Origin of the sequence: Fontibacillus phaseoli, assembly GCF_003337355.1 — a bacterium.
Lineage (GTDB): Bacteria > Bacillota > Bacilli > Paenibacillales > Paenibacillaceae > Fontibacillus > Fontibacillus phaseoli.
In genome coordinates, this window is record NZ_QPJW01000005.1 from 14,072 (window position 1) to 36,044 (window position 21,973).

Annotated in this window: 18 protein-coding genes; 3 read left to right on the forward strand and 15 right to left on the reverse strand. The window is 43.7% G+C overall.

Going from position 1 to position 21,973, the window contains the following annotated elements; translation table 11 throughout:
• Window positions 1-131: 131 nt before the first annotated feature.
• The 5 genes from pcrA to DFP94_RS14310 all read right to left on the reverse strand — a co-directional run bounded on the left by pcrA (window position 132) and on the right by DFP94_RS14310 (window position 7,607).
• Window positions 132-2,504, reverse strand: coding sequence for a DNA helicase PcrA (pcrA, locus tag DFP94_RS14290; protein ID WP_114497154.1), 2,373 nt, complete (start codon window positions 2,502-2,504; stop codon window positions 132-134).
• A 720-nt stretch (window positions 2,505-3,224) separates the two neighbouring features.
• Window positions 3,225-3,938 carry a heptaprenylglyceryl phosphate synthase gene (gene pcrB / locus DFP94_RS14295; protein WP_114497155.1) on the reverse strand — a complete coding sequence of 238 codons (714 nt, stop codon included), beginning with the start codon at window positions 3,936-3,938 and terminating at the stop codon, window positions 3,225-3,227.
• A 267-nt stretch (window positions 3,939-4,205) separates the two neighbouring features.
• Window positions 4,206-5,084, reverse strand: coding sequence for a phosphatidylinositol-specific phospholipase C/glycerophosphodiester phosphodiesterase family protein (locus DFP94_RS14300; protein ID WP_114497156.1), 879 nt, complete (start codon window positions 5,082-5,084; stop codon window positions 4,206-4,208).
• Between the two features lie 187 nt (window positions 5,085-5,271).
• Window positions 5,272-6,678, reverse strand: a complete 1,407-nt coding sequence (locus DFP94_RS14305) for an undecaprenyl-phosphate glucose phosphotransferase (protein ID WP_114497157.1) — start codon at window positions 6,676-6,678, stop codon at window positions 5,272-5,274.
• A complete protein-coding gene (locus DFP94_RS14310) occupies window positions 6,675-7,607 on the reverse strand; it encodes a glycosyltransferase family 2 protein (protein WP_114497158.1) in 933 nt (310 codons plus the stop codon). The genes DFP94_RS14305 and DFP94_RS14310 overlap by 4 nt, the downstream gene beginning before the upstream one ends.
• Window positions 7,608-7,754: 147 nt before the next feature.
• Between DFP94_RS14310 and DFP94_RS26295 the strand changes: the two genes are divergently transcribed.
• Window positions 7,755-8,066 carry an acyltransferase family protein gene (locus DFP94_RS26295; RefSeq protein ID WP_114497159.1) on the forward strand — a complete coding sequence of 104 codons (312 nt, stop codon included), beginning with the start codon at window positions 7,755-7,757 and terminating at the stop codon, window positions 8,064-8,066.
• A gap of 32 nt (window positions 8,067-8,098) precedes the next feature.
• Window positions 8,099-8,878 (forward strand): acyltransferase family protein, encoded by a 780-nt coding sequence (locus DFP94_RS14320; protein WP_342768251.1) that lies wholly within the window; start codon window positions 8,099-8,101, stop codon window positions 8,876-8,878.
• A gap of 189 nt (window positions 8,879-9,067) precedes the next feature.
• Here the strand turns inward: DFP94_RS14320 and DFP94_RS14325 are convergent, their stop codons facing one another.
• Window positions 9,068-10,009, reverse strand: coding sequence for a glycosyltransferase family 2 protein (locus tag DFP94_RS14325; protein WP_245954836.1), 942 nt, complete (start codon window positions 10,007-10,009; stop codon window positions 9,068-9,070).
• Between the two features lie 236 nt (window positions 10,010-10,245).
• On the opposite strand from DFP94_RS14325, the gene DFP94_RS14330 reads away from it, so the two are divergent.
• The gene (locus DFP94_RS14330; RefSeq protein ID WP_114497161.1) at window positions 10,246-12,159 is read left to right on the forward strand and encodes a hypothetical protein; all 1,914 of its coding nucleotides are present in this window, start codon (window positions 10,246-10,248) and stop codon (window positions 12,157-12,159) included.
• Window positions 12,160-12,261: 102 nt separating this feature from the next.
• Here DFP94_RS14330 and rfbD read toward each other — a convergent pair whose 3' ends face one another.
• From rfbD to rfbF, 9 genes are all read right to left on the reverse strand, one after another.
• Window positions 12,262-13,134: a dTDP-4-dehydrorhamnose reductase gene (rfbD, locus tag DFP94_RS14335; protein WP_114497162.1), complete on the reverse strand. Its 873-nt coding sequence runs from the start codon at window positions 13,132-13,134 to the stop codon at window positions 12,262-12,264.
• Window positions 13,131-14,153, reverse strand: coding sequence for a dTDP-glucose 4,6-dehydratase (rfbB, locus tag DFP94_RS14340; protein ID WP_114497163.1), 1,023 nt, complete (start codon window positions 14,151-14,153; stop codon window positions 13,131-13,133). Before rfbB ends, rfbD begins: the two co-directional genes overlap by 4 nt.
• 14 nt (window positions 14,154-14,167) lie before the next feature.
• A complete protein-coding gene (gene rfbC, locus DFP94_RS14345) occupies window positions 14,168-14,716 on the reverse strand; it encodes a dTDP-4-dehydrorhamnose 3,5-epimerase (RefSeq protein WP_114497164.1) in 549 nt (182 codons plus the stop codon).
• A gap of 18 nt (window positions 14,717-14,734) precedes the next feature.
• Window positions 14,735-15,478 (reverse strand): sugar phosphate nucleotidyltransferase, encoded by a 744-nt coding sequence (locus DFP94_RS14350; protein WP_114497165.1) that lies wholly within the window; start codon window positions 15,476-15,478, stop codon window positions 14,735-14,737.
• A gap of 937 nt (window positions 15,479-16,415) precedes the next feature.
• Window positions 16,416-17,360, reverse strand: coding sequence for a glycosyltransferase family 2 protein (locus tag DFP94_RS14355; RefSeq protein WP_114497166.1), 945 nt, complete (start codon window positions 17,358-17,360; stop codon window positions 16,416-16,418).
• Window positions 17,353-18,315, reverse strand: coding sequence for an NAD-dependent epimerase/dehydratase family protein (locus tag DFP94_RS14360; protein ID WP_114497167.1), 963 nt, complete (start codon window positions 18,313-18,315; stop codon window positions 17,353-17,355). The genes DFP94_RS14355 and DFP94_RS14360 overlap by 8 nt, the downstream gene beginning before the upstream one ends.
• A gap of 10 nt (window positions 18,316-18,325) precedes the next feature.
• A complete protein-coding gene (locus DFP94_RS14365) occupies window positions 18,326-20,092 on the reverse strand; it encodes a thiamine pyrophosphate-binding protein (protein ID WP_114497168.1) in 1,767 nt (588 codons plus the stop codon).
• Window positions 20,093-20,104: 12 nt separating this feature from the next.
• Entirely contained in the window at window positions 20,105-21,175 is a 1,071-nt protein-coding gene (gene rfbG / locus DFP94_RS14370) for a CDP-glucose 4,6-dehydratase (protein ID WP_114497169.1), read from the reverse strand.
• Complete coding sequence (rfbF, locus tag DFP94_RS14375) at window positions 21,172-21,969, reverse strand: glucose-1-phosphate cytidylyltransferase (RefSeq protein WP_114497170.1); 798 nt, start codon at window positions 21,967-21,969, stop codon at window positions 21,172-21,174. Before rfbF ends, rfbG begins: the two co-directional genes overlap by 4 nt.
• Between the last annotated feature and the right edge of the window lie 4 nt (window positions 21,970-21,973).

Sequence of the window (21,973 nt, forward strand, 5' to 3'; positions counted from 1 at the left end):
CGCCTCTTTGTCCGCTTTTAGGTGGACATTTTTACGATTTGTCCATGATAGGTGTACAATCAAGTCTCGAGAGCAGCCGATGTAAGGTGCACCGAGTTGTTGCTAGGAGCAAGGACCGGCTGAAGCTATTTTCAGCCCTCGGTCACTTTGGTGATCGGTGCGAAGCCTGCGAGCAGGCGTTTCACGCCGACCGGCGCCGGAAAGGCGATCTGCAGCTCCATGTCGTTGCCGGAGCCTTTGATCGCCACGACGGTGCCGATGCCCCATTTGCCGTGCGACACTTTGTCGCCGGCTTGGAAGCCGCCGGGGCTGCCCGCCCCCGGCGCTTTGGCCGCGGCGGAAGCGCCGGCGGTGCCGGACATGCCCGGCACCGTCACGGTGACGCTGCTGCGGCCCGTGCTGCGGCCGCCTGCGGCAGGCCGCGAGGCCGGAGCTTCGGCCCCGCCGCCGCGGTGGCCGAAGTTGCTGCCGCCGCTGGCACCGAAGCCGCGGCCGCTGTACGCGCCGCCGATCCCGGTTCCCCGGCGGTAGCGGTCACGGGCTATGCCCGTGTCTTCCTTGAGTTCCTCGGGAATCTCTTCCAGGAACCGCGACGGCGGGTTCGCCGTAGTCCGCCCGAACAGCGTACGCATCTGCGCGCAGGAAAGGAACAGCTTCTCCTCGGCCCGTGTGATGCCTACATAAGCGAGGCGGCGTTCCTCCTCCAGCTCTTCATTGTCGAGGAAGGCCCGGCTATGCGGGAATACGCCTTCCTCCATGCCGATAATGAAGACAACCGGGAACTCCAGCCCCTTCGCGCTGTGCATCGTCATCAGCACGACCGCATCGTCGTTTTGTTTTTCCGCGTCGCTGTTGTTGTTCATGCTGTCGATATCGGCGATCAACGCCAAATCGGTGAGGAAGGACACCAACGACTTATCTTCATTATTATTCTCAAATTCCATCGTTACTGACAGAAATTCATCAATATTTTCTAACCGGGATCGCGATTCAAGGGTGTTTTCGTTTTGCAGCTCTAAGCGGTACTGTGTCATCTCCAGCAATTTCTCGGTCAGTTCGGTAACGGACAGATATTCCACCATTTGATGCAGCGCCGCGATCATATCATAAAACTCGACCAACGCATTGCGCGTACGCCCGGCGATGCCGAGATCGTCTACCGTCTCCAGAACGCGAAAAATGGAAGTTCCCCGCTCTGCCGCAGCATCCGCCAGCTTGCCTACCGTCGTATCGCCTATGCCTCTTTTCGGCACATTGATGACCCGGGTCAAACTGATATCGTCATCCGGGTTGGACAGCAATCGTAAATATCCAAGCAGGTCCTTGATTTCTCTACGGTCGTAAAACTTGATGCCCCCTACGATCTGGTAAGGGATATCCGATTTGATCAGAATTTCCTCGATGACCCGCGACTGGGCGTTGGTCCGGTACAGGATGGCGTGTTCGCGGTATTTTTTCCCGTCCTTGATATCCTTGGTGATCTCCGAGGTTACAAAGTAACCTTCATCATGCTCCGAATCTGCCCGATAAACCATGATCTTGTCGCCGTCGCCTTTGTCGGTCCACAGCTTTTTTGGCTTACGTCCGGTATTTCGGCCGATTACGCCGTTCGCCGCGTTCAAAATCGTCGAAGTGGAGCGGTAATTTTGCTCCAGCATGATTGTGCTTGCTTCGGGGTAGTCCTTCTCGAAATTGAGGATATTGGTGATGTCGGCCCCGCGCCAGCGGTAAATCGACTGGTCGCTATCACCCACGACGCAGATGCGGTGGTGCTTATCGGCCAGCATCCGGCACAGCATGTACTGCGCCCGGTTCGTATCCTGATATTCGTCGACGTGAATGTACATGAATTTTTTCTGATAAAAATCCAGCACTTCCGGCGTTTCCTTGAACAGTTCGATCGTCTTCATAATCAGGTCGTCAAAATCGAGCGAATTGTTGCTGCGCAGTCTCTTTTGGTACATGGCATAAACTTTGGCAACAAGACCTTCGAAATAGTCCCCGATCTTCTGCTCATACTGCTTCGGCGTGACCAGTTCGTTCTTTGCCGTACTGATCATCGATTGAACCGCCTTCGGCTCAAACTTCTTGGTGTCGATGTTCAGTTCTTTCATGCAATTTCGGATGACGGAAAGCTGATCGGTCGAGTCCAGAATGGAAAAATTCGACGTAAACCCGATGCGCTCGATGTCTTTGCGGAGAATCCGCACGCACATGGAGTGGAAGGTGGACACCCAAATGTCCCTTCCTTCCGAACCGCCAACCAACCGGGAGACCCGGTCCTGCATTTCACGGGCGGCCTTGTTCGTAAACGTGATCGCCAGGATCGCCCACGGCGGCGCCTTGCGGGTGGCGATCAGGTAAGCGATGCGGTGCGTAAGCACGCGCGTCTTGCCGCTGCCCGCGCCGGCCATGATCAGCAGCGGACCTTCCGTCGTTTCGACGGCTTTGCGCTGCTCTGGATTAAGACGGGACACCGCCTCTTGTATATTAACAGGTTGCATAGTAATGCTCCTTTCCAAATGCTCTAGCTTAGGGTGAACTGAAGTAACGGCGACTAGCGAAAAGTGAATGATAAATTGCGGATTATTGGCCGAAAAAAGGAATATAGAATATTGGATAAGGCACATTATAAATTACTATAGTGAAAATAGCGTTTTTATCGAAGTGTTAGATACTAACTGGAAAATATACAGCTAATTTCGTGTTCTCCGCTAAATCTCTTTAAACATCTGTAAAACCTACAGCTAATTCGCTTGATTTATGCCAATATTGCCTATTTGGACCACTAATAGATGGAGGTTTTCCAGTTAATTCAGTTCTATAATACGATTTACCAAAAATAGCTGGAGGAAATCCAGTTATTTTATCACCGGGGGGGTTCCGGGGTTCCGGGGTTCCGGGGTTCCGGGGTTCCGGGGTTCCGGGGTTCCAGGGGTTCCATATCCTCAGATTCCGTCAAAGCCCCGACTCCGGTTTCAGCACGCTCCCCGTTCCCTTATTACTACCGTTACTATGACAGAAACTATTACTGCTACTATTGCACTTACCGTTACTGCTACTGCTACTGCTACTGTTACTGTTACTGTTACTACTACTGTTGCCCTTACCGTTACTATTACTGCTACCGCTACTACTACTACTGCTACTGCTACTGTTGCCCTTACTATTACTATTACTGCTATTGCTACCGTTACTATTACCGTTGTCGTTACTATTAACTGCTACCGTAACTGTTGCTCTTGCTGTTCTCCTTTTAACGCCCGTACGGTGTCCAAAGCTGCCTGCAAGTCACTGTACACCACATTGCCGACGACGATCGTATCACAAACGGCCGCGGCCCGACGGGCTGATTCGGCGTCTGTGATCCCCCCGCCATAAAAGAGACGCGCATCATACAGCGATCTGCGCACGTCCGAGACAAGTTCCATGTCTCCGAACATGCCGCTGTACTCTACATAGACGATCGGCATCCGGAGCAGCTTATCGGCGACCTGCGCATATGCCGCAACTGCCGACGCGTCCAGCCTCGAATCGGCTTCGGTTATTCTGGCAACGGTGGAATCGGGGTTCAGCACGATGTATCCTTCCGGCACGAGCATGTCCCAAGGGATCATATACCCGTATTGCTCGACCGCCCGGGCCTGGTGGCCGATCAGCCAATCACTCCGCGTGGTGTTGAGCACCATCGGAATCATATATAGATCAAATCCGGGCGTGACGGCTTCTAGGTCTGAAACCTCCAGCACGCACGGAATCTCAAACTGACGTATCCTGGACAAAAGTTCTACCGTGTTGTCATACGTCAGCCCGCTGGAGCCTCCGACCATGATTGCGTCGCTCCCGGACATGCAGACGGCTTCCAAGGCCTCATCCCCGATCAGACGGTCAGGGTCCAATTTGAATACATGCCGCCATGACTGCAAACTCTGCTTCAACGCCGATTCCTCCAAGCCTATTTCATACTATGAAGACACCCGCTATAGTCACGAAAAACGGGGCCTGTCTCCCGCCCCGCTCGTCCTCTATCCGCCATATGGGTCGATCTTTATCACTGTCAGCTGCCTCATGTAAACAGGCCATTTTTCATAGCCACTTCTAGTCTATGTTACCATAGAAGTGCTGTCAACGTTCGCATCGAATGGGAACAAAAAAGATACGCTCCGTGAATCAGAACGTACCCTTTAATCTATATCCGGAATTTTTTATAGCCCCAAGTAATCCAACCAACTCACCCGGCCCGCGTCATCCTCGTCCAGAAAATCCGTATAAAACCCGTAGACACCCATCCGCTTAAACTTCAGAATCGTCTTAGGGTCATTAATGGTGTGAACATAAGAAGGAACTCCGATCTTGTTCAGCGCGGCTACTAGCTTCTCGTTGGCCCGGGTTTCCGACATGGTAATGGCGGCAAGCCCCTTTTCCTTGGCAAACCTTATGACCTCGGCATCCGAATCATGGGTCTGATAAAGCGTGAAAATCACCGACTCGAAAGGATGGATCGCTTCGATCGCATCCCACATCGATTGGTAGTAAATTTGCGGAACGATCCGCTCCAGCAGTGCGGGGTCCTTCTGTTTGGCACTCTCCACAATTTTGGTGAAAATCCGGTCGATTTCCTCCGGCTCAATCTGCTTCGTATCGGTCACCAAGTACATATCGGGATGCTGCACCATTAGATCAAGGATGTCATCCCAACCAAGCGGCTCATACTTGCCCATGATCTTGGCGTTTTTGAATTCCTCGAAAGTCCATACCGCGGCATGGGTGCCGGGGTCCATCACGTCTTCCTGCCCCATCATTTTCGTGAAGCTCTCTCCCCACTCGTGCCGGGCGATGAGCTCGTCATCCTTACTGAGCAGCAGATCCGCCTCAAATACGCGGATTCCTTTTTCATAATTGGCCGCAAAAGCCTCGTAACTATTGCTGTACGTCAGCCCCTCAATCCCGCCCATGGCGTGGGCCACCATGCGGTGGGCCATGAAGCCTTCGTACCGGGGAGCCTGCGGCCGGAAGAGAATAACAATCAGAATGATGCATAGACCGAGAATTAGTGCGGTGTAGTAGAAGAATCTTTTTTTCATGATGAACTGCATCCTTTTATTATGAAAATTATGATCCAAATCTATAACTCTATTATACTATACACAAAAAAAAGCCTGCGGACTCAGCTACGAGTCCGCAGGGTATAATTACATATCGGAACTGAAGTGGCTCAAAGTAGTTTCAAGCGTGGACCTACACTTGGTTGCTCATCGTCTTATCCAATTTTTAATAAGCATTCTTATTTATAAATCCATTAACTACCGTTTTCAAAATAATCTTGATATCCATCAGAATCGACCAGTTCTCAATATAAAAAATATCGTGCTCGATCCGCTCCTCGATCGACGTGTCTCCACGCAGCCCGTGGGCCTGCGCATAACCGGTAATTCCAGGACGTACATGGTGCTTCACCATATATTTGGGTACTTCCTCCCGGAATTGATCCACAAAGTAAGGACGTTCAGGACGCGGTCCGACTACGCTCATATGACCAGCCAGCACATTGAAAAATTGCGGAAGTTCATCGAGACTAGTTTTACGCAAAAAAGTACCGAACTTTGTTCGTCGGGGATCGTTCTCCGTTGTCCACTCTGTGTTCGCCATTTTTTCAGATAGCAACCGCATGGAACGGAATTTATACATTTGAAACTTTCTGCGATTCAGACCTACCCGTTCTTGTTTGAAAATTACCGGACCCTTTGAGGTCAGTTTTACCCCGATGGTGATCAGCAGCATCAGTGGCGAAGTAATCAGGATGGCGAAGACGCTGAACACAATATCAAAAAACCTCTTCACGATCCGGTTTCCGGCAAGGTCAAGCGGAATATCGCGAACATTGATCATCGGCATCCCGGCAAAGTTATCAAAATAGGGCCGGGCTGGCAAAAAGTCGAAGAAATCGGGAATGATCAGCGTCCTGACCCCAACCTTTTCGCAAATGGTAATGATCCGGGCGTACCGGGAGTGGGCGGTTAACGGCAGCGCCAGTACGACTTCGTCAATCAACTTGGTCTCCAGTATGGATTCCAGTTGATCTACGGCGCCCAATATTGGCTTAAACTTCGCCTTTTCCTCCAGTGTCCACTCCCTGTGGTCATCCAAAAATCCGACAATCTCATAGCCAAGCTCGGGGTACTGCCGCAAATTTTCGTAAAACTTTTGGCCGAGCGAGCCTGCCCCAAGAATGAGTACAAATTGCTTGTTGAAGCCTTTCTTCCGCAGTTGCTTGAGCGATCTTTTTAGGAAATAGCGGTAGAACATGATGAACAGCAGGTTAAACGTCATATAGAAAGCAAGGTAAGCACGTGAGATATCTACCTGCTTAACGAAGAACATCAAGCTGAGCAAAACGACCAGGCTAGTGAAGTGGACCTGGAATAACTTCAGTAATTCGTCCGCAAAACGTTTTTTGCGCTTGGGAGAATAAAATGAGATTAGAATCCCTACGAACACGGCGATAGCACCGTAAATAATGCTCCAGAAAGCATAGATTTCAACCGGGAGCGGTTTTTCATAAAGAATCCAGCCGCTCTCAAACTTGATCCACCAGGCCATAAAGAAGGAAATCTGGATAAACGCAAAATCCGCCAATACATAGAGCTGCGTCAAAAATCTCTGATTTTTGCGAATCATGATTTCACCTCCATCTTCGTGCCGGCCGGATCGGGCTGCGTTGCAACTGTAGAAGCGGGTACAACGCTCCGCGGGATCAGTTTATTTTTAAACAGGGAAAGCACGAATTTCAGCGCAATGCCAGTGTAAACAGCCATGTTCGTCGACCAAGCGTATTGCTGCAAATAATGCTTACGGTGGAATATCCACATGGCCCGATGAAATTCATAAATAATCTTCACCGGCTTGCGACGGCTGCTGGCTCCTTTATAGTGAACAATGTATGTGGCCGGATGATAATGAATACCCCATCCCGCTTGTTTAATCCGATAGCACCAATCGATGTCCTCGCCGTACATGAAGAACGTATCATCCAGTCCGCCGACCTGCTGGATGGCTTCTTGCCGGACCATCATAAAAGCGCCCACCAAGCAATCGATCGGATAAGTTTTGTTCGGGTCCATATAGCCGAGTTGGTATTGATTAAACCGGGGCTTATCCGGAAACAACTTGGAGAAACCAAAGGCATAATAAAAAGAAGCAGAAGGCGTAGGGAAACCTCGTCTGCAAGCTTTATCTAGCGAGCCGTCCGGCAGGATCACTTTGCAACCAGCGGCACCAACATTCGGATGCTCATCCATGTAAGCAATCATCGTTTGAAACGTATCCGGCTGCACGATGGTATCCGAATTTAGAAGAAGGACGTAGCGTCCATTCGAGATAGCCATGGCCTGATTATTTGCTTTGGCAAAGCCGGTGTTTTCAAAATTCTCAATCAACCTTACTTGCGGAAACTGCTCCCGAATTGAGGCTACCGAGTCATCTATCGACGCATTGTCCACGACAATCGCCTCATAAGAATAGACCGTCTCCGAGTCGAATACGGATCGCAAACAGTCCAGCGTTAAGTGGCATGTATTGTAGCTGAGAATGATCACACTCAAATCCATGATTAAATCTTCTCCTGACAAAATTAGTAATCTATCGACATTATAGCATAATGTCATAGGGAGGGGGGTACCCTTGTCTTGTATGTTGACTGAATCTCTTTTTTTATTTATGGTGAGGATGAACCAGCAACGATAGAGGAGATCAAAATGAGAAAAGAAAAATTAGCGGAAATTGAGATATTAAGAGGAATGGCATTCTTAGCGGTTGTTTTGCAGCATACTATAGCGGGAATATTTTATCAGCCAGGTCTAAGCCCTTTGACATTAACGGTAGGCACGACTGTGCTCGGACTCATTCGATTTGCGGTTCCGTTATTCGTGTTTATCACCGGAGTCGTACTTTTTTATAATTATGATGCCAAAATCAACTATGTGGATTTCCTGAGAAAAAGATTCAAGCAAGTTATTATTCCCTACCTGTCTTGGACAGTTTCTACTATGCATGGGTCGGTTTTTTAAGTGGGGTTGCGGCAACGAGCACGTGGGAGCAATTGCTGGATATTGTGAAGTTATCCTTTACAGGACAAGCTTCCTATCATTTGTGGTTCATGGTGATGATCATTCCCTTTTATTTTTTGTTTCCTCTATTCAGATTGACTATTTCAAAGAATAGGAAATGGCAGGTAAACTTCACGGTAGTTACGGCAGCATTCGCGGTCAATATGATTTTTGTTTATACTCTGTCCAAAGGTAAGATCTACAATGATGACCCTCAATTGGGCTTCATTTTCAATTATTTGGACCGGAACTTTTTGTTTTGGATCTTTTACTTTATCCTGGGTGGATTGGTAGGACTATACTATGATCACTGGAAAACCTTTGTGAGGAAAACATGGGTATTCAGTTTAGGGTTACTAGCAATTTGTATGTATATTATCTATGCCAAAGTTTCCCGGATCAACGCAGGGGTCACGGACAACCCGTATCTTTTTAGTGCAGATGTAACAGCTCCCTTAAAGCCCTTCATGATGGTAACCATTCTGCTCCTAATCTGCCTGCTGTTTTCTTTGGCGGAAAAAATCGCAACCAGACACAACTGGCCGGCCAATCTGCTGAGCACCTTCGGAAAATACTCCTTCGGCGCCTATCTCATTCATGCCTTCGCCTTGCGGTTGACAAACTTTCTGGCAATCAGCTACTTAGGCGTGATCGGCGTATTCGCACAGACGGTAATATCCTTTGCGTTGTGTTCGCTGCTGAGTCTGATTCTATGTATTGGGATTAGCAAGAATAGGAGTTCTGCGGGCGAGTTGTTGGTGGGAAGAGTATAGATATAATCTACGGCCACGGCAAGCGGCGTTTGAGGCCCGCGTATACTACGAGGTAATAGGCAGCAATTGATCCCTCCGCACAATAGTAGCTATATATGCCGGTGGTTGTGAAAGGATTCAGAAACAGACCGAACCTGTCCTGGGACGGTCTGTTTCCGTTTATGAAAGAAAGGATCATGACAGCTAACTCTATCTCCGGTCGTGTAGCTTTTCCCTAACCTCTCCCCGCTTTGCCCGTAACCTGGGAAGCTCTCTCCAGAAATCAATCCAGGCAGCAAGCACTTTCGGTTCCCTCAGCAAAATGTATCCGTGAACTGCAATCTCGTATGCAAAAAGCTGCGGCAAATGGCGTAGCCAACGTTTTCCGGACAGATTCTTGTAAATCATTTTATAACGGTTAATGAAGGAGTGCCTGCGAATGAACAAGGGTTGTGAACCTCGGCTTCCTTTTTTCCACCCTCGTTTGTGTAAACCGACAGCCTCAGCACAGTAATATGCCTTCCAACCAAGTAGTCCAGCACGCCAAGCCACGTCCACATCTTCTTTATAAGCAAAGAAGTCTTCATCAAAAAATTCACCTTGAATCGAAATCTCCTCGATCATTTTTCTAGAGTACATCGCAGCAGCACCTGAAACACCGAAAACTTCAGATGAATTCATCCACTGCGTTGCCGGTTCACCAGCACCACGGTCGAAGGCTCTCCAAATCCGGTTCATTACAAGTCCGGTGCTATCGATAATTTCAGGATTTCCTTGCAGGACAAGTCTGCCGGTCGTACTTCCGATTTCAGGTCTTAACTCCATAATTTTGACTAAAAGATCGATGTGGTCTGCCTCGAGTGTAACATCCGGGTTCAATACCAGTACGTAATCGGAACTAGTAAGCCTAATCGCCTGATTATGGGCTGGGGCAAATCCGATATTACGCTGGTTTTCGACCAAAGTAATAGATGCAGGATATTTCCCGCTAAAAGAGCGCACCCGTTCCGTCGTATCGTCGGAAGATGCGTTGTCCACCACAACGATATTATCGGCCGGGTAGCTTTGCCGGAGCACGGCATCAAGACATTGCTCGATATCTCCGGCGCTATTGTATGTAACGATCTGTACAGTGACAGTGGGCTGCATCATTTAAAGTCCTCATTTTCTAAAATATCAAAAGAAAAGAACACTAAATTAATAGTGTTCTTTGACTTTTCACTTATTGTATCAAATAGCGCCGCCTAAACCAATATCATTACTCGCTTAGCGAGAGTTCCTTGATAAAATCATAGGGTATATACCTAAATAGTCTATAGTCCCCTTAAATCATTTGATGTATAATAATTTTTTAGTGTCTTAGAGAAAAAAAGGGTGGTTTATACATAATGTACTCTCTACTTCAAAACCTTATTGTTCTTTTAGGTATTTATATCGGAACTTACCTCCTACTTTATTTTGCCGGGCTTGGGGCAAGTCTACTGTTATTGCCTAAGCGATTTTCCAGATGGTTCTTATTTATCACTCCGATCGTCGGCTTCTCTCTTTTAACGGCAATTCCTCAAGCTTTATCTTTCTTAAAGTGGCCGTCTGCTAACATGTTATGGTTGATCGTAGGTCTTTGTTCTGTCATCAACTTGGTTGCCGTAAGACGCATCAAGTTAATTAAAGTTCCCAAAGCACATCTCAAGATTTTCGCGGTTCATTTTATTTTTCTATTAATACTCAGTATCCCGCTGATCGCAAAGGGACTACAGACCATCACGATAAACAGTGACGTATTGGTATACACGACATCGGCAGATTATGCCCAACAATATGGCCTAGTAGAACAGAATACGGATTCAAATACGTTCGATGCATCCGGGTACAACTGGTTTATTAAAAACGAAAAGCGTCTGGGTTTGGTTTATTTCCAAGGCTTTATGAATATCCTATTCGATACTAATTCCATGGAAAGCTATTTGCCACTCTCACTACTGACTATCAGCCTGTCTATTTTAGGCGGAATCATTTTTAGTCAGCATTTCAAGTTATTTAGGCAAAAAACAATCATGCTCATGATGTTCCTATTGTTCTTTAATACCTTGTATATGAGTAGCGTGTTCATTGGCTTCTTATCCATGAACGCCGTCATGCCGGTTCTTATACTATGCCTGATTGTAGGGAAATATTTTATGGATCACATGCATCAATTTGATCTTCCCAAGACTATTTACTTGGCATTCCTAACGGGCAGTGTTTTGGCCACTCATCCCACTTATCTAATCTACATTCTTTCTATACTGGGCATGTATTTTATCGCAAGTCTTTTCTTTAAAAAAAGAGCTAGTATTTACAATCGGATTTCTCTCAAATCAATGTTAACATTCTTACTATGCTTTATTATCGTTTTCTTTAAGCCGGTTTATCTATTTATACAGCGAATGATACCAACCTTTCTACCCGCCGTCGGGTCAGAATCCGGTGTAGAAACTGCGGCAGGTATCGGAAACATCCACTTTCTCGTTCCTATTTACGAATTGCTTGGGGTGGTGCCTCACTCCCATGAGGAAGTTTCATTGATGAAGTGGAAGGGGTATCGGGAGTTGCTGCAAATTCTAATAGGGCAACCCAAAATAACTTCGGTTCTTTCTACCGGGATCGAAATAATATCGTACCTCTTTTTGTTTGTTGCCTTATTTCTTATATTTATCTATTTCGCAAAAAAAAGAGCTAGAGCGCGATTGTTTAACTTATGTATTATTGTAACTATGTCCGCTTCACTTAGTATTGGCTTTTTACAAAAATATTATTATGGATACTATAAATCTTTGCACCTGTTGTCTTTCTTCTTTATTATTTGGTTTTGTGCAGCGATCGAGATCGTTTTAACAAGCCAGATTAAAATTAAAACACGCTCTGCCACTCGATTTCTTTATCTGTTCGTTTCGGTAATTGTCGTAGTAAACTTATCTTCTACAACAATTTTAACGAAAAGATATATGGGTTATATGGACGATTTTGAGAGTAAACACTATTTGGAATTACGGTTATTAAGCGACTCTCTAACTCCGAGAGATAAGCTGCTATTATATGAAGAAGTCCCTAATCATATTAGGCAAATGAGTGTTAACTTTTTTGTAAGGTCTCCTCAATTATATTTGAGAACCTCCATAGATACTTTCAAGGCAGAGGCAAGAAATGCGAACACAAACTCAGGTTATTTTATTGTCCTACCGAATAATCATTCTTTATTACAACATTCTAACGGGTCATCCATATATAGAAGAGGGGAACACTATTCAATAATTCAACTCTAATCAACTAAACAACCAGCTCTCACGCAATGAGAAAGCTGGTTGTTATCCTTTTTAAGGATAAAGTAATTTATGCGATTTAGCTTCCGTAACTATTTTTCCGATCTACGTGACGGTTTCGAAGAGATCCTTGATAAAAGCTCTCAGGCCTTCTCTCCAAGGCCGTAAATCGTTTAATCCATTTGTGCGAATCGATAAGTGCTCCATTACGGAATTTCTAGGGCGGGGAGCAGGACGCGGGAAATCCTCCGTTGCACAGGGTTGAACCTGTACCGGATAATCTTTTCCTAAAATGCTTCTCGCTTCCGAAAAAATCTCCTGGGCAAATTCATACCAGGTGCACGATTCCGTATTGGAGGCGTGGTAGATTCCGTACTTCTCGGTCTGAACCAGTTCCAGGATAAATTCCGCCAAATCGGTCGTATAAGTCGGAGATCCTTTTTGGTCATTTACCACGTTAAGTACCGATGTTTCTTCTCCTAATCGGAGCATGGTTTTAACAAAATTATTGCCATGCATTCCGTAAACCCACGAAGTCCTCACGATAAAAAAAGCAGAAGACAGACTCTGAACCAGTACTTCGCCAGCCCGCTTCGATTTTCCGTAAATGCTCTGAGGGTTTGTATAATCGTACTCGTGATAAGGAACGTCCGACATTCCGTCGAATACGTAATCTGTACTAATATAGCAGAACTTCGCTCCCACCCGTTCACTGGCAAGCACCAAATTCCGGGTTCCTACGGCATTGACGGCATATGCGGCATCAATCTCTTGTTCAGCTTGATCCACGGCTGTGTATGCAGCGCAATGAATCACTGCGTCAGGTTTGCACTCATTTAGTTTCTGAAAACAAGCATCGAGGTCGGTAATATCCAGGGAATCCCGATCACTGGGCCATACGGTGTGACCTGCTTTTTCAAACAGTATAACTACGTCAGATCCTAGTTGCCCGGCAGCTCCGGTTACTAATACTTTCATTCTCTATCACCCAAGCGCTCTCCGTATTGCTTGGCGTAATATTCCTGATAGGCTCCGGATTGAATCCTGCTCCACCATTCCTTATTGTCCAAATACCAGGAAATCGTCTCCCCTATACCAGTCTCAAAAGAATGCTGCGGTTTCCAGCCGAGTTCGGTCATTGTCTTCGTCGGGTCGATTCCGTACCTGCGGTCATGCCCTGGACGATCTTTAACATGAGTGATCAGCGTCTCCGGCTTACTTAACTTGTGCAAAATCGTCTTCACGATGTGAAGATTGGTTCGTTCGTTATTTCCGCCTATATTGTATACTTCACCATTGCGCCCTTGATGAATTACAAGGTCTATGGCACTGCAGTGATCCTCGACATACAGCCAATCCCGAATATTCAGTCCGTCCCCGTACACCGGAAGCGGCTCATCGGCTAATGCTTTCGATATCATTAATGGGATTAACTTCTCCGGAAATTGATATGGTCCGTAATTGTTCGAACAACGAGTTATATTGACCGGCAAACCGAAAGTTTCATGATAAGCACGAACCAACATATCCCCGCCGGCTTTACTTGCCGAATAAGGACTGTTTGGGGCGAGCGGCGTAGTTTCGCTGAATAGTCCCGTTTCCCCGAGAGTACCGTAGACTTCATCCGTAGAAACCTGGACGAATTTCTTAATATTATGACTTCGGGCAGCATCTAATAAAACCTGCGTTCCAAGTACATTCGTCTTCACAAACACATCCGGTTCCAAAATACTCCGATCCACGTGCGATTCAGCCGCAAAATTGACTACGACATCAACGCCTTGACCGACCAGCTCATTCATCGCCTTGGCGTCGGTAATGTCCGCTTTAACAAACGTATGATTCGAATGCTTCTCGACCGATTTCAGATTTTCCAAATTTCCTGCGTAAGTCAAAGCATCCACATTTACGATTTTATAATCAGGATGTTGACTAAGCATGTATAGAACAAAGTTGCTGCCGATAAATCCGGCACCGCCGGTAACGAGCAATTTCATGGAATGAGTTCCTCCTAGTCGAAATTCATTTCCGCATCCGCATAAAGCGGGTGCCGACGGTCCTTGTCCGACAGCTGCGGTTCACTCACCGGCCAATCGATATGTAACGCCGGATCATTCCATAATATGCCGCGGTCGTGTTCAGGGGAATAGTATTCATCTACTTTATATAAAACTTGGGTGTTTGGCACCAAAGTACAAAATCCGTGAGCAAATCCTTTTGGAACTAGAAGCTGACGTTTGTTGTACTCACTAAGGATAACGCCTACCCATTGACCGAAAGTAGGCGAATTTTTACGAATGTCGAGAATTACATCGTAAATTGCTCCGGTTAAGACACGGATCAGTTTTGTCTGAGCTTGCGGATTCAATTGATAGTGCAAGCCGCGCACGACTCCTGGTTCAGCAGACAAAGATTGATTATCCTGAATAAAGTTATACTTCAACCCGAGTGAATGCATGACTTCCTCATTGTAGCTCTCCATAAAAAAGCCCCGGTGGTCCCCATGTACCACCGGTTCAAGTAATGCTGCCCCTTGCAATTTTAACGAGGTCACATTCATAGTCAAGGATCCTCCTAACTAAAGCTTGAGTTTGCCAAGTTCCTCACCGAAAATTAAATCCTTTGCCAGTTCATTTGCCTTTGCTAACGAAGCGTGCGTTCCTGCATCCGTCCACCAGCCTTGCAATACGTCAAAAGTAAGCTCACCTTTTTCAATATATGCATTATTTACGTCCGTGATTTCCAATTCGCCCCGGGAAGAAGGCTTTAAAGTCTTAATTATTTCGAACACCTTGTGGTCAAACATATAGATACCGGTAACAGCGAAATTAGATTTCGGTTGTGCGGGTTTTTCTTCGATGGACACAATATTCTCCCCAAGAAGTTCGGGAACTCCAAAGCGGGTTGGATCCGGCACTTGTTGAATAAGTATCTTTGCGCCGGTTTTCTGTTTCCGGAAATTAGAGACATAGGTTGAAATATCATCACCAAATACATTGTCGCCCAAAATGACTACCATCTGGTCGTTTCCCACAAAATGTTCAGCTAAGCCAAGAGCTTGTGCAATCCCCCCGGCCTCATCCTGAACTTTATAAGTTAAGGTTACCCCCATCTGGTTTCCGCTGCCTAGCAAGTTTACTACATCACCCATGTGTTCCTTGCCAGTAACAATGAGAATGTCCTTGAGCTCCGCTTGTTTTAACTTATAAACCGAGTGAAATATCATAGGATATCTACCAACGGGGAGAAGGTGCTTATTGGTAACTTTAGTTAAAGGATAGAGGCGGGAGCCTGTCCCGCCGGCTAGAATGATGGCTTTCATGCAATTATCCTTTCATTATAAATATAGTTCTATAGTCGCCTTAAATCACATGATGGTATATATATCGGAGCTTACCTCCTGCTTTATTATGCCGGACTTGGAGCAAGCTTATTGTTATTGCCTAAGTGATTTTGCAAATGGTTCTATTCTACTATTTATACTCATATCCCGCTGACCGTGAAGGGACTACAGACCATTACAGTAGACAGTGACGTATTGGTATACACGACATCGCAGAGAATGCACAGCAATATGGCCCAGTTAAACGGAATACTGATTCAAATACGTTCGATGCATCCGGATATAACTTGTTTTTAAAACGAAAAATGTCTAGGTCTGGTTTATTTTTAAGACTTTATGAATATCTTATTCCATATTAACTCTATGGAAAGTTATTTGCTACTCTCACTAATAACTATCAGCCTGTCCATTTTAGACGGAATCATTTTTAGTCGGCATCTCAAGTTATTTAGGCAAAAAACAGTAATGCTTATGATGTTCCTATTATTCTTTAATGCCTTGTATATGAGTAGTATGTTCATTGGATTCTTGTTCGGAATTACGATTATTAAGTGACTCATTAAATCCGCAAGATAAGCTTTTATTATATCAGGAAGAGCCTAATCATATCCGGCAAGCGATTGCGAATTTTTACGTGAGAAGCCCTCAATTAATATTGGGAAAACCTTTGGATGTATTCAAAATAGAGGCAAATCGCGCGGTAAAAGACTCAAAATATATTGTAATTCTGCCGAATAGCTATTTATATTCAATAGACTGGTTGAACGATCTTATTCTTCAAAAAAAAAGGTAGCAAGTATTCGATTTTCCAACTCCAGAAATAGACAGTGGATTGAACTAAACTAAATAACCAGTCACCGGAACAGCGACTGGTTATTTAACCTAAAAATTAATTTCTGGCTCAAGATTTCTTTATCTAGTCATCACAACTTGTAAAATTTATTCTTTCCTTTTCGACAACAAGAGGCCTCTTTAGCACCTGAGTATGAATTGACCCAATATATTCTCCAATAATCCCTATAAAAAATAGCTGCACTGAAGAAAATAAAAACAAACCAATAATAAGTGGGGCTGTCCCCATTGAAAATGAATTCCAATAAATCAATTTTGCAATGAAATAACCCAATGCAACTATAAGGCTTAGCGCAGACATTAAGAAACCAATCATTGCGGCTAGTCTCAATGGAACCTTGGAGTGATTTGTAATTCCTAACATAGCTATGTCATACAACGTATAAAAATTATTTTTAGTGATTCCTCTTTTTCTCACAGGCTGGACGTATTTGATTTTATAGCTTTCAAATCCAATATCGGATATTAGCCCTCTAAAGTAAGGATATGGATCATCGACTTGTCTAAGAATTTCAATAATTTTTTTGTCGTATAGACCAAAACCTGTATTGTTTTTGGTTAATTCAATCTCTGAAACTCTATTGATGAAGTTGTAGTACATTTTTCGTATGGCAAACATGGCAGGACTTTCTTTACTTTGGTTTTTTACGCCAAGAACAACTTTGTAGCCTTCCTTCCATTTTACGATAAAGTCCTTAATCATAGAAGGAGGGTCCTGGAGATCTGCTACGAGCAAAATAACCGCATCCCCTTGAGCCTGTAGCAACGCATGATAAGGCGAGCGGATATGTCCAAAATTGCGTGAATTAACAATAATTTTTACATTTTGATCAATTGCAGCCAAACCTTTAAGAATTGCTACTGTACGATCCTTGGAATCATTATCGATAAAAATGTGTTCATAAACACAGTCGTCAATAGTCTTAAATACTTCCTTAACTTGTCTATATAACTCTTCAACGTTATCTTCCTCATTATAACAAGGAGTCACAATACTTATTTTATACATTTAATATCCCCGATTTCAGTTGGTTAATTACTTCTAAGACACACTTCATCGAACTGTAGCTTGGACAATACCCTATCTCTGCTGCACTTTTATTAACGGAGTAATAATTGCTCTTTGAGCCCGTAACCGATTGGGATTGTCCTGCATCATTTTGATATTGGACTTGTAACTTATGTTCCATGATACATTGTTCTATTATTTCAACCTTTGTAACTGGGTTCAATGAGTATGCATCATATGAAGTATTAATCGAGTGCTTATCAATACAACACTCAATCAGTAGCATTAAATCCGAAGGATGGATATAATCACGAATCATATTTTGCCTGCTTGTGATAAGCGGCTTATTATTTAGAATGCTGTTTGTGACATCGTTAAGAAAGAAACTAGAATTCCTATCAATATATCTACTAAAGAAACCAAATATTCTGATATCCACTATAAAATTATTAGCCAAGCTTCGATGCTTAGCTTCCATGTGTAATTTGGATATACCATAAAAATCCTTTATCCCTAAATGGTTTATATCAATTGAAGCAAGTTTGGACTCTGAGGCCTCTTCATTAAAATCAGTACCATAAATAGCCCCACTGCTAAAATTAATATAGAGGGTATTTGAATTATTCCCAATATAATTTAATACTAAATTATCAAATTCCTCTGTGATCTGAAAGATTCGGTAAGGTTGTCTGAGTAATTCATTTGGGTCCCCAATACCAATACAATTGATTACAATATCATACATACCTTGTCTAAAATCCTCATAAGTGAAAATACTAATGTTGTCATTATTCATCATCTTATTTTCTCGTAAAAAACTGACCATTTTTCTTTGAGATCTCACAAACAGATAAATTCGATAGTTAGGTTTTTCACTAAGAAACTTAGTAACGTTTTTCCCTACATGTCCCGAAGCCCCAAGTATAGCAATCGATTTCATCGCATCTTTTCCCATAGTTGCACTCCTACTTCGGAATATCCATTTCTTCAACTAAATCAATTAGCATGATTTCCTTAAGTTCTTTACGGTCAAGATAAGGAAACATATCTTCTATTGGTCTATTTACAACTAACTTAGGGTGTACTTCTGTCTTTTTCTCTAATCTAACTTCTAAAAATGACGGGCCATTTACAGACAAGAATTCATCAACAATAGCTACGTTATCAGACGAATCAATTTGATATGAGGGAATTCCATAAGCCTTAAACACTGCATTAAAAGAAGGATTTTTATTGACCGTCGACTGTTGTCGCCCATCCATATATAAATCCTGAAATTGCCTTACCATCCCAAGCGAATTATTGTTAAGCACAACAATTTTTATTGGCAGATGCAATCTGGTGATCGTGTCAAGCTCTTGTATATTTAATTGAATACCACCGTCCCCTGCGATAACCAATACTTCTTTAGACGAGGCTAATGCAGCACCTATAGCTGCTGGTAATGCAAATCCCATTGCACCCATACCACCGGAATTAATAAGCCTCTGCCCATCTTGGATTTCAAACGATTGGGAGGCCCACATTTGATGCTGTCCCACATCTAAACAAACAGCCCCAAAATGACCTGACTTGGAGGAAAGAAGTTCCATGAAACGATTGGGTTCAATTTCATTCTCACTTGGTTTAAAAGAATATGTTGGGTATTTCTCTTTCAAAGTCTTAATCATGTCTTGCCATTCGCTAATATTTGGTCTTTTAAAGTTAACTAAAGCGCTATTAAGGCTACTCAAGAATTGTCGCAAATCCGACTTTATTGAAATATCTACTTGTACTTTATTATTTAATTCCAAGCTATCTATATCGACATGGATTTTTTTTGCACCTCTTGCAAATGTGTCCGGTCGAGTACCTGTTTGCCTACTATCTAATCTGGAACCTAGGATTATCAATAAATCACAGTTAGCCAGGGCCAAGTTGCTATATCTATTACCATAAGAACCAATCAGACCAACAAACTGAGGATTGCTATGTGGAATTACATCTAATCCCATTAAGGAACTTACTAATGGCAGGCCTGTTAAATCTAGAAATAGTTTCAATTCCTCGCAAGCATTACTTAACCGAACCCCTCCACCAGCAAGTACCAACGGTCTTTTAGCATCCTTTATAAGTGAAACTACATGATCTAGGCATTCAATTGAAACGGCTTTATTTCCCTCTAATTTGTAATATTCTTCGCTCTCATAGAAGCTCTCCAAAGTATCCGGATCAATATCTGCTCTTTGTACGTTCATTGGTATATCCAACAAAACTGGGCCTGGTCTTCCCTTTTGGGCTAAATAAACAGCCTTTTCCAACTCATATCTAATATTCTTAGGATCAGTTACGAGTTCTGCATATTTAGTCAGGGGTTTTGCAACGCTTACGATATCTGTTTCTTGAAATCCAATCTGCCTAACTGGTTTATCAAATTTATATTCATAAGTATTTACTTGTCCCGTTATAAAAAGGCAAGGAACTGAGTCGAAGTAGCAACTTCCAATGCCCGTTAATAAATTCAAGGCACCCGGTCCACTAGTGGCCATAGCTACTCCTAATTTACCATTCATCCTAGCATAAGCTTCTGCTGCAAAAGCACCGGCTTGTTCATGTCTAACTGAGATGCATTCTATATCATTCCTAAGTGAAATAGAATCGAGTAGATGCACTATCGCTCCACCAATGAACTCAAAAACATGTGAGATGCCTTCCTTTTTCAAACAATCAATGACGTAGTCTGATAACTTCATGAGTCGGCCCTCCTAGGAGTTCTGGTATTCATTAATTTGTGCAAGACAAATCCCTCTCAAGGCTGTCTTATCATCTTCAAATACTTTAGTAAATTCAATTATTTTATCAATGGCTGTATCCAAGTCCCATCTTGGACTCCATTTTAGATTAGTAATTGCTTTAGAACAATCTAATTTGAGAAAATGGGCTTCATGAGGTTGAGGACTTGCGTCAATATCAAAAGAGGCCCCCCTTCCCCACTTTTCACATATCTTTCTTACGATCCACTCGACAGGTTTAGCATCTTCATCATGAGGGCCAAAGTTCCATGCACTTGAAAACTCTCTCCCATGTTGATATAACGATTGTGCAAGGAGCAGGTAGCCACTAAGTGGTTCCAAGACATGCTGCCATGGTCTAATGGAGTTTGGGTTTCTTAAAATCACCGGATCTCCTGTAAGAATTGAACGGATGCAATCAGGTACAAGTCGATCCTCTGCCCAGTCTCCGCCTCCGATAACATTGCCAGCTCTAGCAGAGGCTACAGCTACGAAACGTTCATTAGGATTATTAAAGAAAGAATTACGATAAGCGCTAGTGACCAATTCTGAGCAGGCTTTACTACTAGAATAAGGATCATAACCGCCCAGCGGTTCATCCTCTCTATATCCCCATACCCATTCTTTATTATCATAACATTTATCGGTAGTTACATTGACCACTACAGAAACACTTTCACAAGATCTGACAGACTCAAAAAGGTTAACGGTCCCCATAACATTCGTAGCGTAGGTATCCACCGGATTTTTATATGACTCCCGAACTAAAGGTTGTGCAGCCATATGAATCACAATCTCCGGTTGAGCCTCCTGCATAGCACATAATAGCGAATCTCTATCTCTAATATCAGCAATCACGTGTCTAGTTATCAATGCTTCTATATCGGCTAACTCAAATAAATTAGGATTGGTTGTCGGATTTAGCGAATAACCAGTCACATTGGCTCCAAGAGATGTTAACCATATGGAGAGCCATGAACCCTTAAATCCCGTATGACCCGTTATAAACACCTTTTTATCTTTCCAAAAGTTAGCGTCTATCATAATGCATCCACCGATTCCTTCTCCCACGTTCTCCAAGGAGCTTTGCCCGATTTCCATAGATCTTCAAGATAATTTTTATCTCTGAGCGTATCCATGGGCTGCCAAAATCCCTCATGTTTATATCCCATTAACTGTCCAGTTTTCGCTAATCCTTCTAAAGGCTCTTTCTCAAAAACTGTATGATCTGCAGCTATATAATTTAACACTTCAGGTTCAAGTACAAAAAAGCCTGCATTAATCCAAGAACCATCCCCCTTGGGCTTTTCCTGAAAACCATTCACTTCATTATTTAGTGAAATATCTAATGCACCAAATCTTCCACTCGGCTGTACTGTCGTAACAGTTGCAAGTCTGCCATGTAATTTATGATATTGAACAAGTTCCGTTATGTTTACATCTGACACTCCATCACCGTAAGTAAGCATAAAAGGCTCCTGGCCAATATAATCCTTGACCCTTTTTACTCTTCCACCAGTCATCGTATCAATGCCTGTATTGACAAGGGTAACCTTCCAAGGTTCAGCTGTATGCTGATGAGTAATCAACTGATTATCATTTCTAAAATCAAAGGTTACATCCGATTCATGAAGAAAATAATGGGCAAAGTACTCTTTAATATAAAAACCTTTATAGCCAAGACAAATGATAAAATCATTGAAACCATGCTGGGAATAAAGCTTCATTATATGCCATAGTATTGGTTTTTGCCCGATTTCGATCATTGGCTTCGGTCTAAGGTGCGACTCTTCACTAATTCTTGTGCCGTAACCTCCGGCTAGTATAACAACCTTCAATTAA

Bases quoted from the DNA above. Each gene is read 5' to 3' on its own strand.
- rfbC (WP_114497164.1), bottom strand. From the start codon at position 14,716: ATGAATGTGACCTCGTTAAAATTGCAAGGGGCAGCATTACTTGAACCG.
- DFP94_RS14350 (WP_114497165.1), bottom strand. From the start codon at position 15,478: ATGAAAGCCATCATTCTAGCCGGCGGGACAGGCTCCCGCCTCTATCCT.
- DFP94_RS14325 (WP_245954836.1), bottom strand. From the start codon at position 10,009: ATGATGCAGCCCACTGTCACTGTACAGATCGTTACATACAATAGCGCC.
- rfbG (WP_114497169.1), bottom strand. From the start codon at position 21,175: ATGATAGACGCTAACTTTTGGAAAGATAAAAAGGTGTTTATAACGGGT.
- pcrA (WP_114497154.1), bottom strand. From the start codon at position 2,504: ATGCAACCTGTTAATATACAAGAGGCGGTGTCCCGTCTTAATCCAGAG.
- DFP94_RS14360 (WP_114497167.1), bottom strand. From the start codon at position 18,315: ATGGGAAAAGATGCGATGAAATCGATTGCTATACTTGGGGCTTCGGGA.
- DFP94_RS26295 (WP_114497159.1), top strand. From the start codon at position 7,755: ATGAGAAAAGAAAAATTAGCGGAAATTGAGATATTAAGAGGAATGGCA.
- DFP94_RS14365 (WP_114497168.1), bottom strand. From the start codon at position 20,092: ATGAAGTTATCAGACTACGTCATTGATTGTTTGAAAAAGGAAGGCATC.
- rfbB (WP_114497163.1), bottom strand. From the start codon at position 14,153: ATGAAATTGCTCGTTACCGGCGGTGCCGGATTTATCGGCAGCAACTTT.
- DFP94_RS14305 (WP_114497157.1), bottom strand. From the start codon at position 6,678: ATGATTCGCAAAAATCAGAGATTTTTGACGCAGCTCTATGTATTGGCG.
- rfbD (WP_114497162.1), bottom strand. From the start codon at position 13,134: ATGAAAGTATTAGTAACCGGAGCTGCCGGGCAACTAGGATCTGACGTA.
- DFP94_RS14330 (WP_114497161.1), top strand. From the start codon at position 10,246: ATGTACTCTCTACTTCAAAACCTTATTGTTCTTTTAGGTATTTATATC.
- DFP94_RS14300 (WP_114497156.1), bottom strand. From the start codon at position 5,084: ATGAAAAAAAGATTCTTCTACTACACCGCACTAATTCTCGGTCTATGC.
- DFP94_RS14310 (WP_114497158.1), bottom strand. From the start codon at position 7,607: ATGGATTTGAGTGTGATCATTCTCAGCTACAATACATGCCACTTAACG.
- DFP94_RS14355 (WP_114497166.1), bottom strand. From the start codon at position 17,360: ATGTATAAAATAAGTATTGTGACTCCTTGTTATAATGAGGAAGATAAC.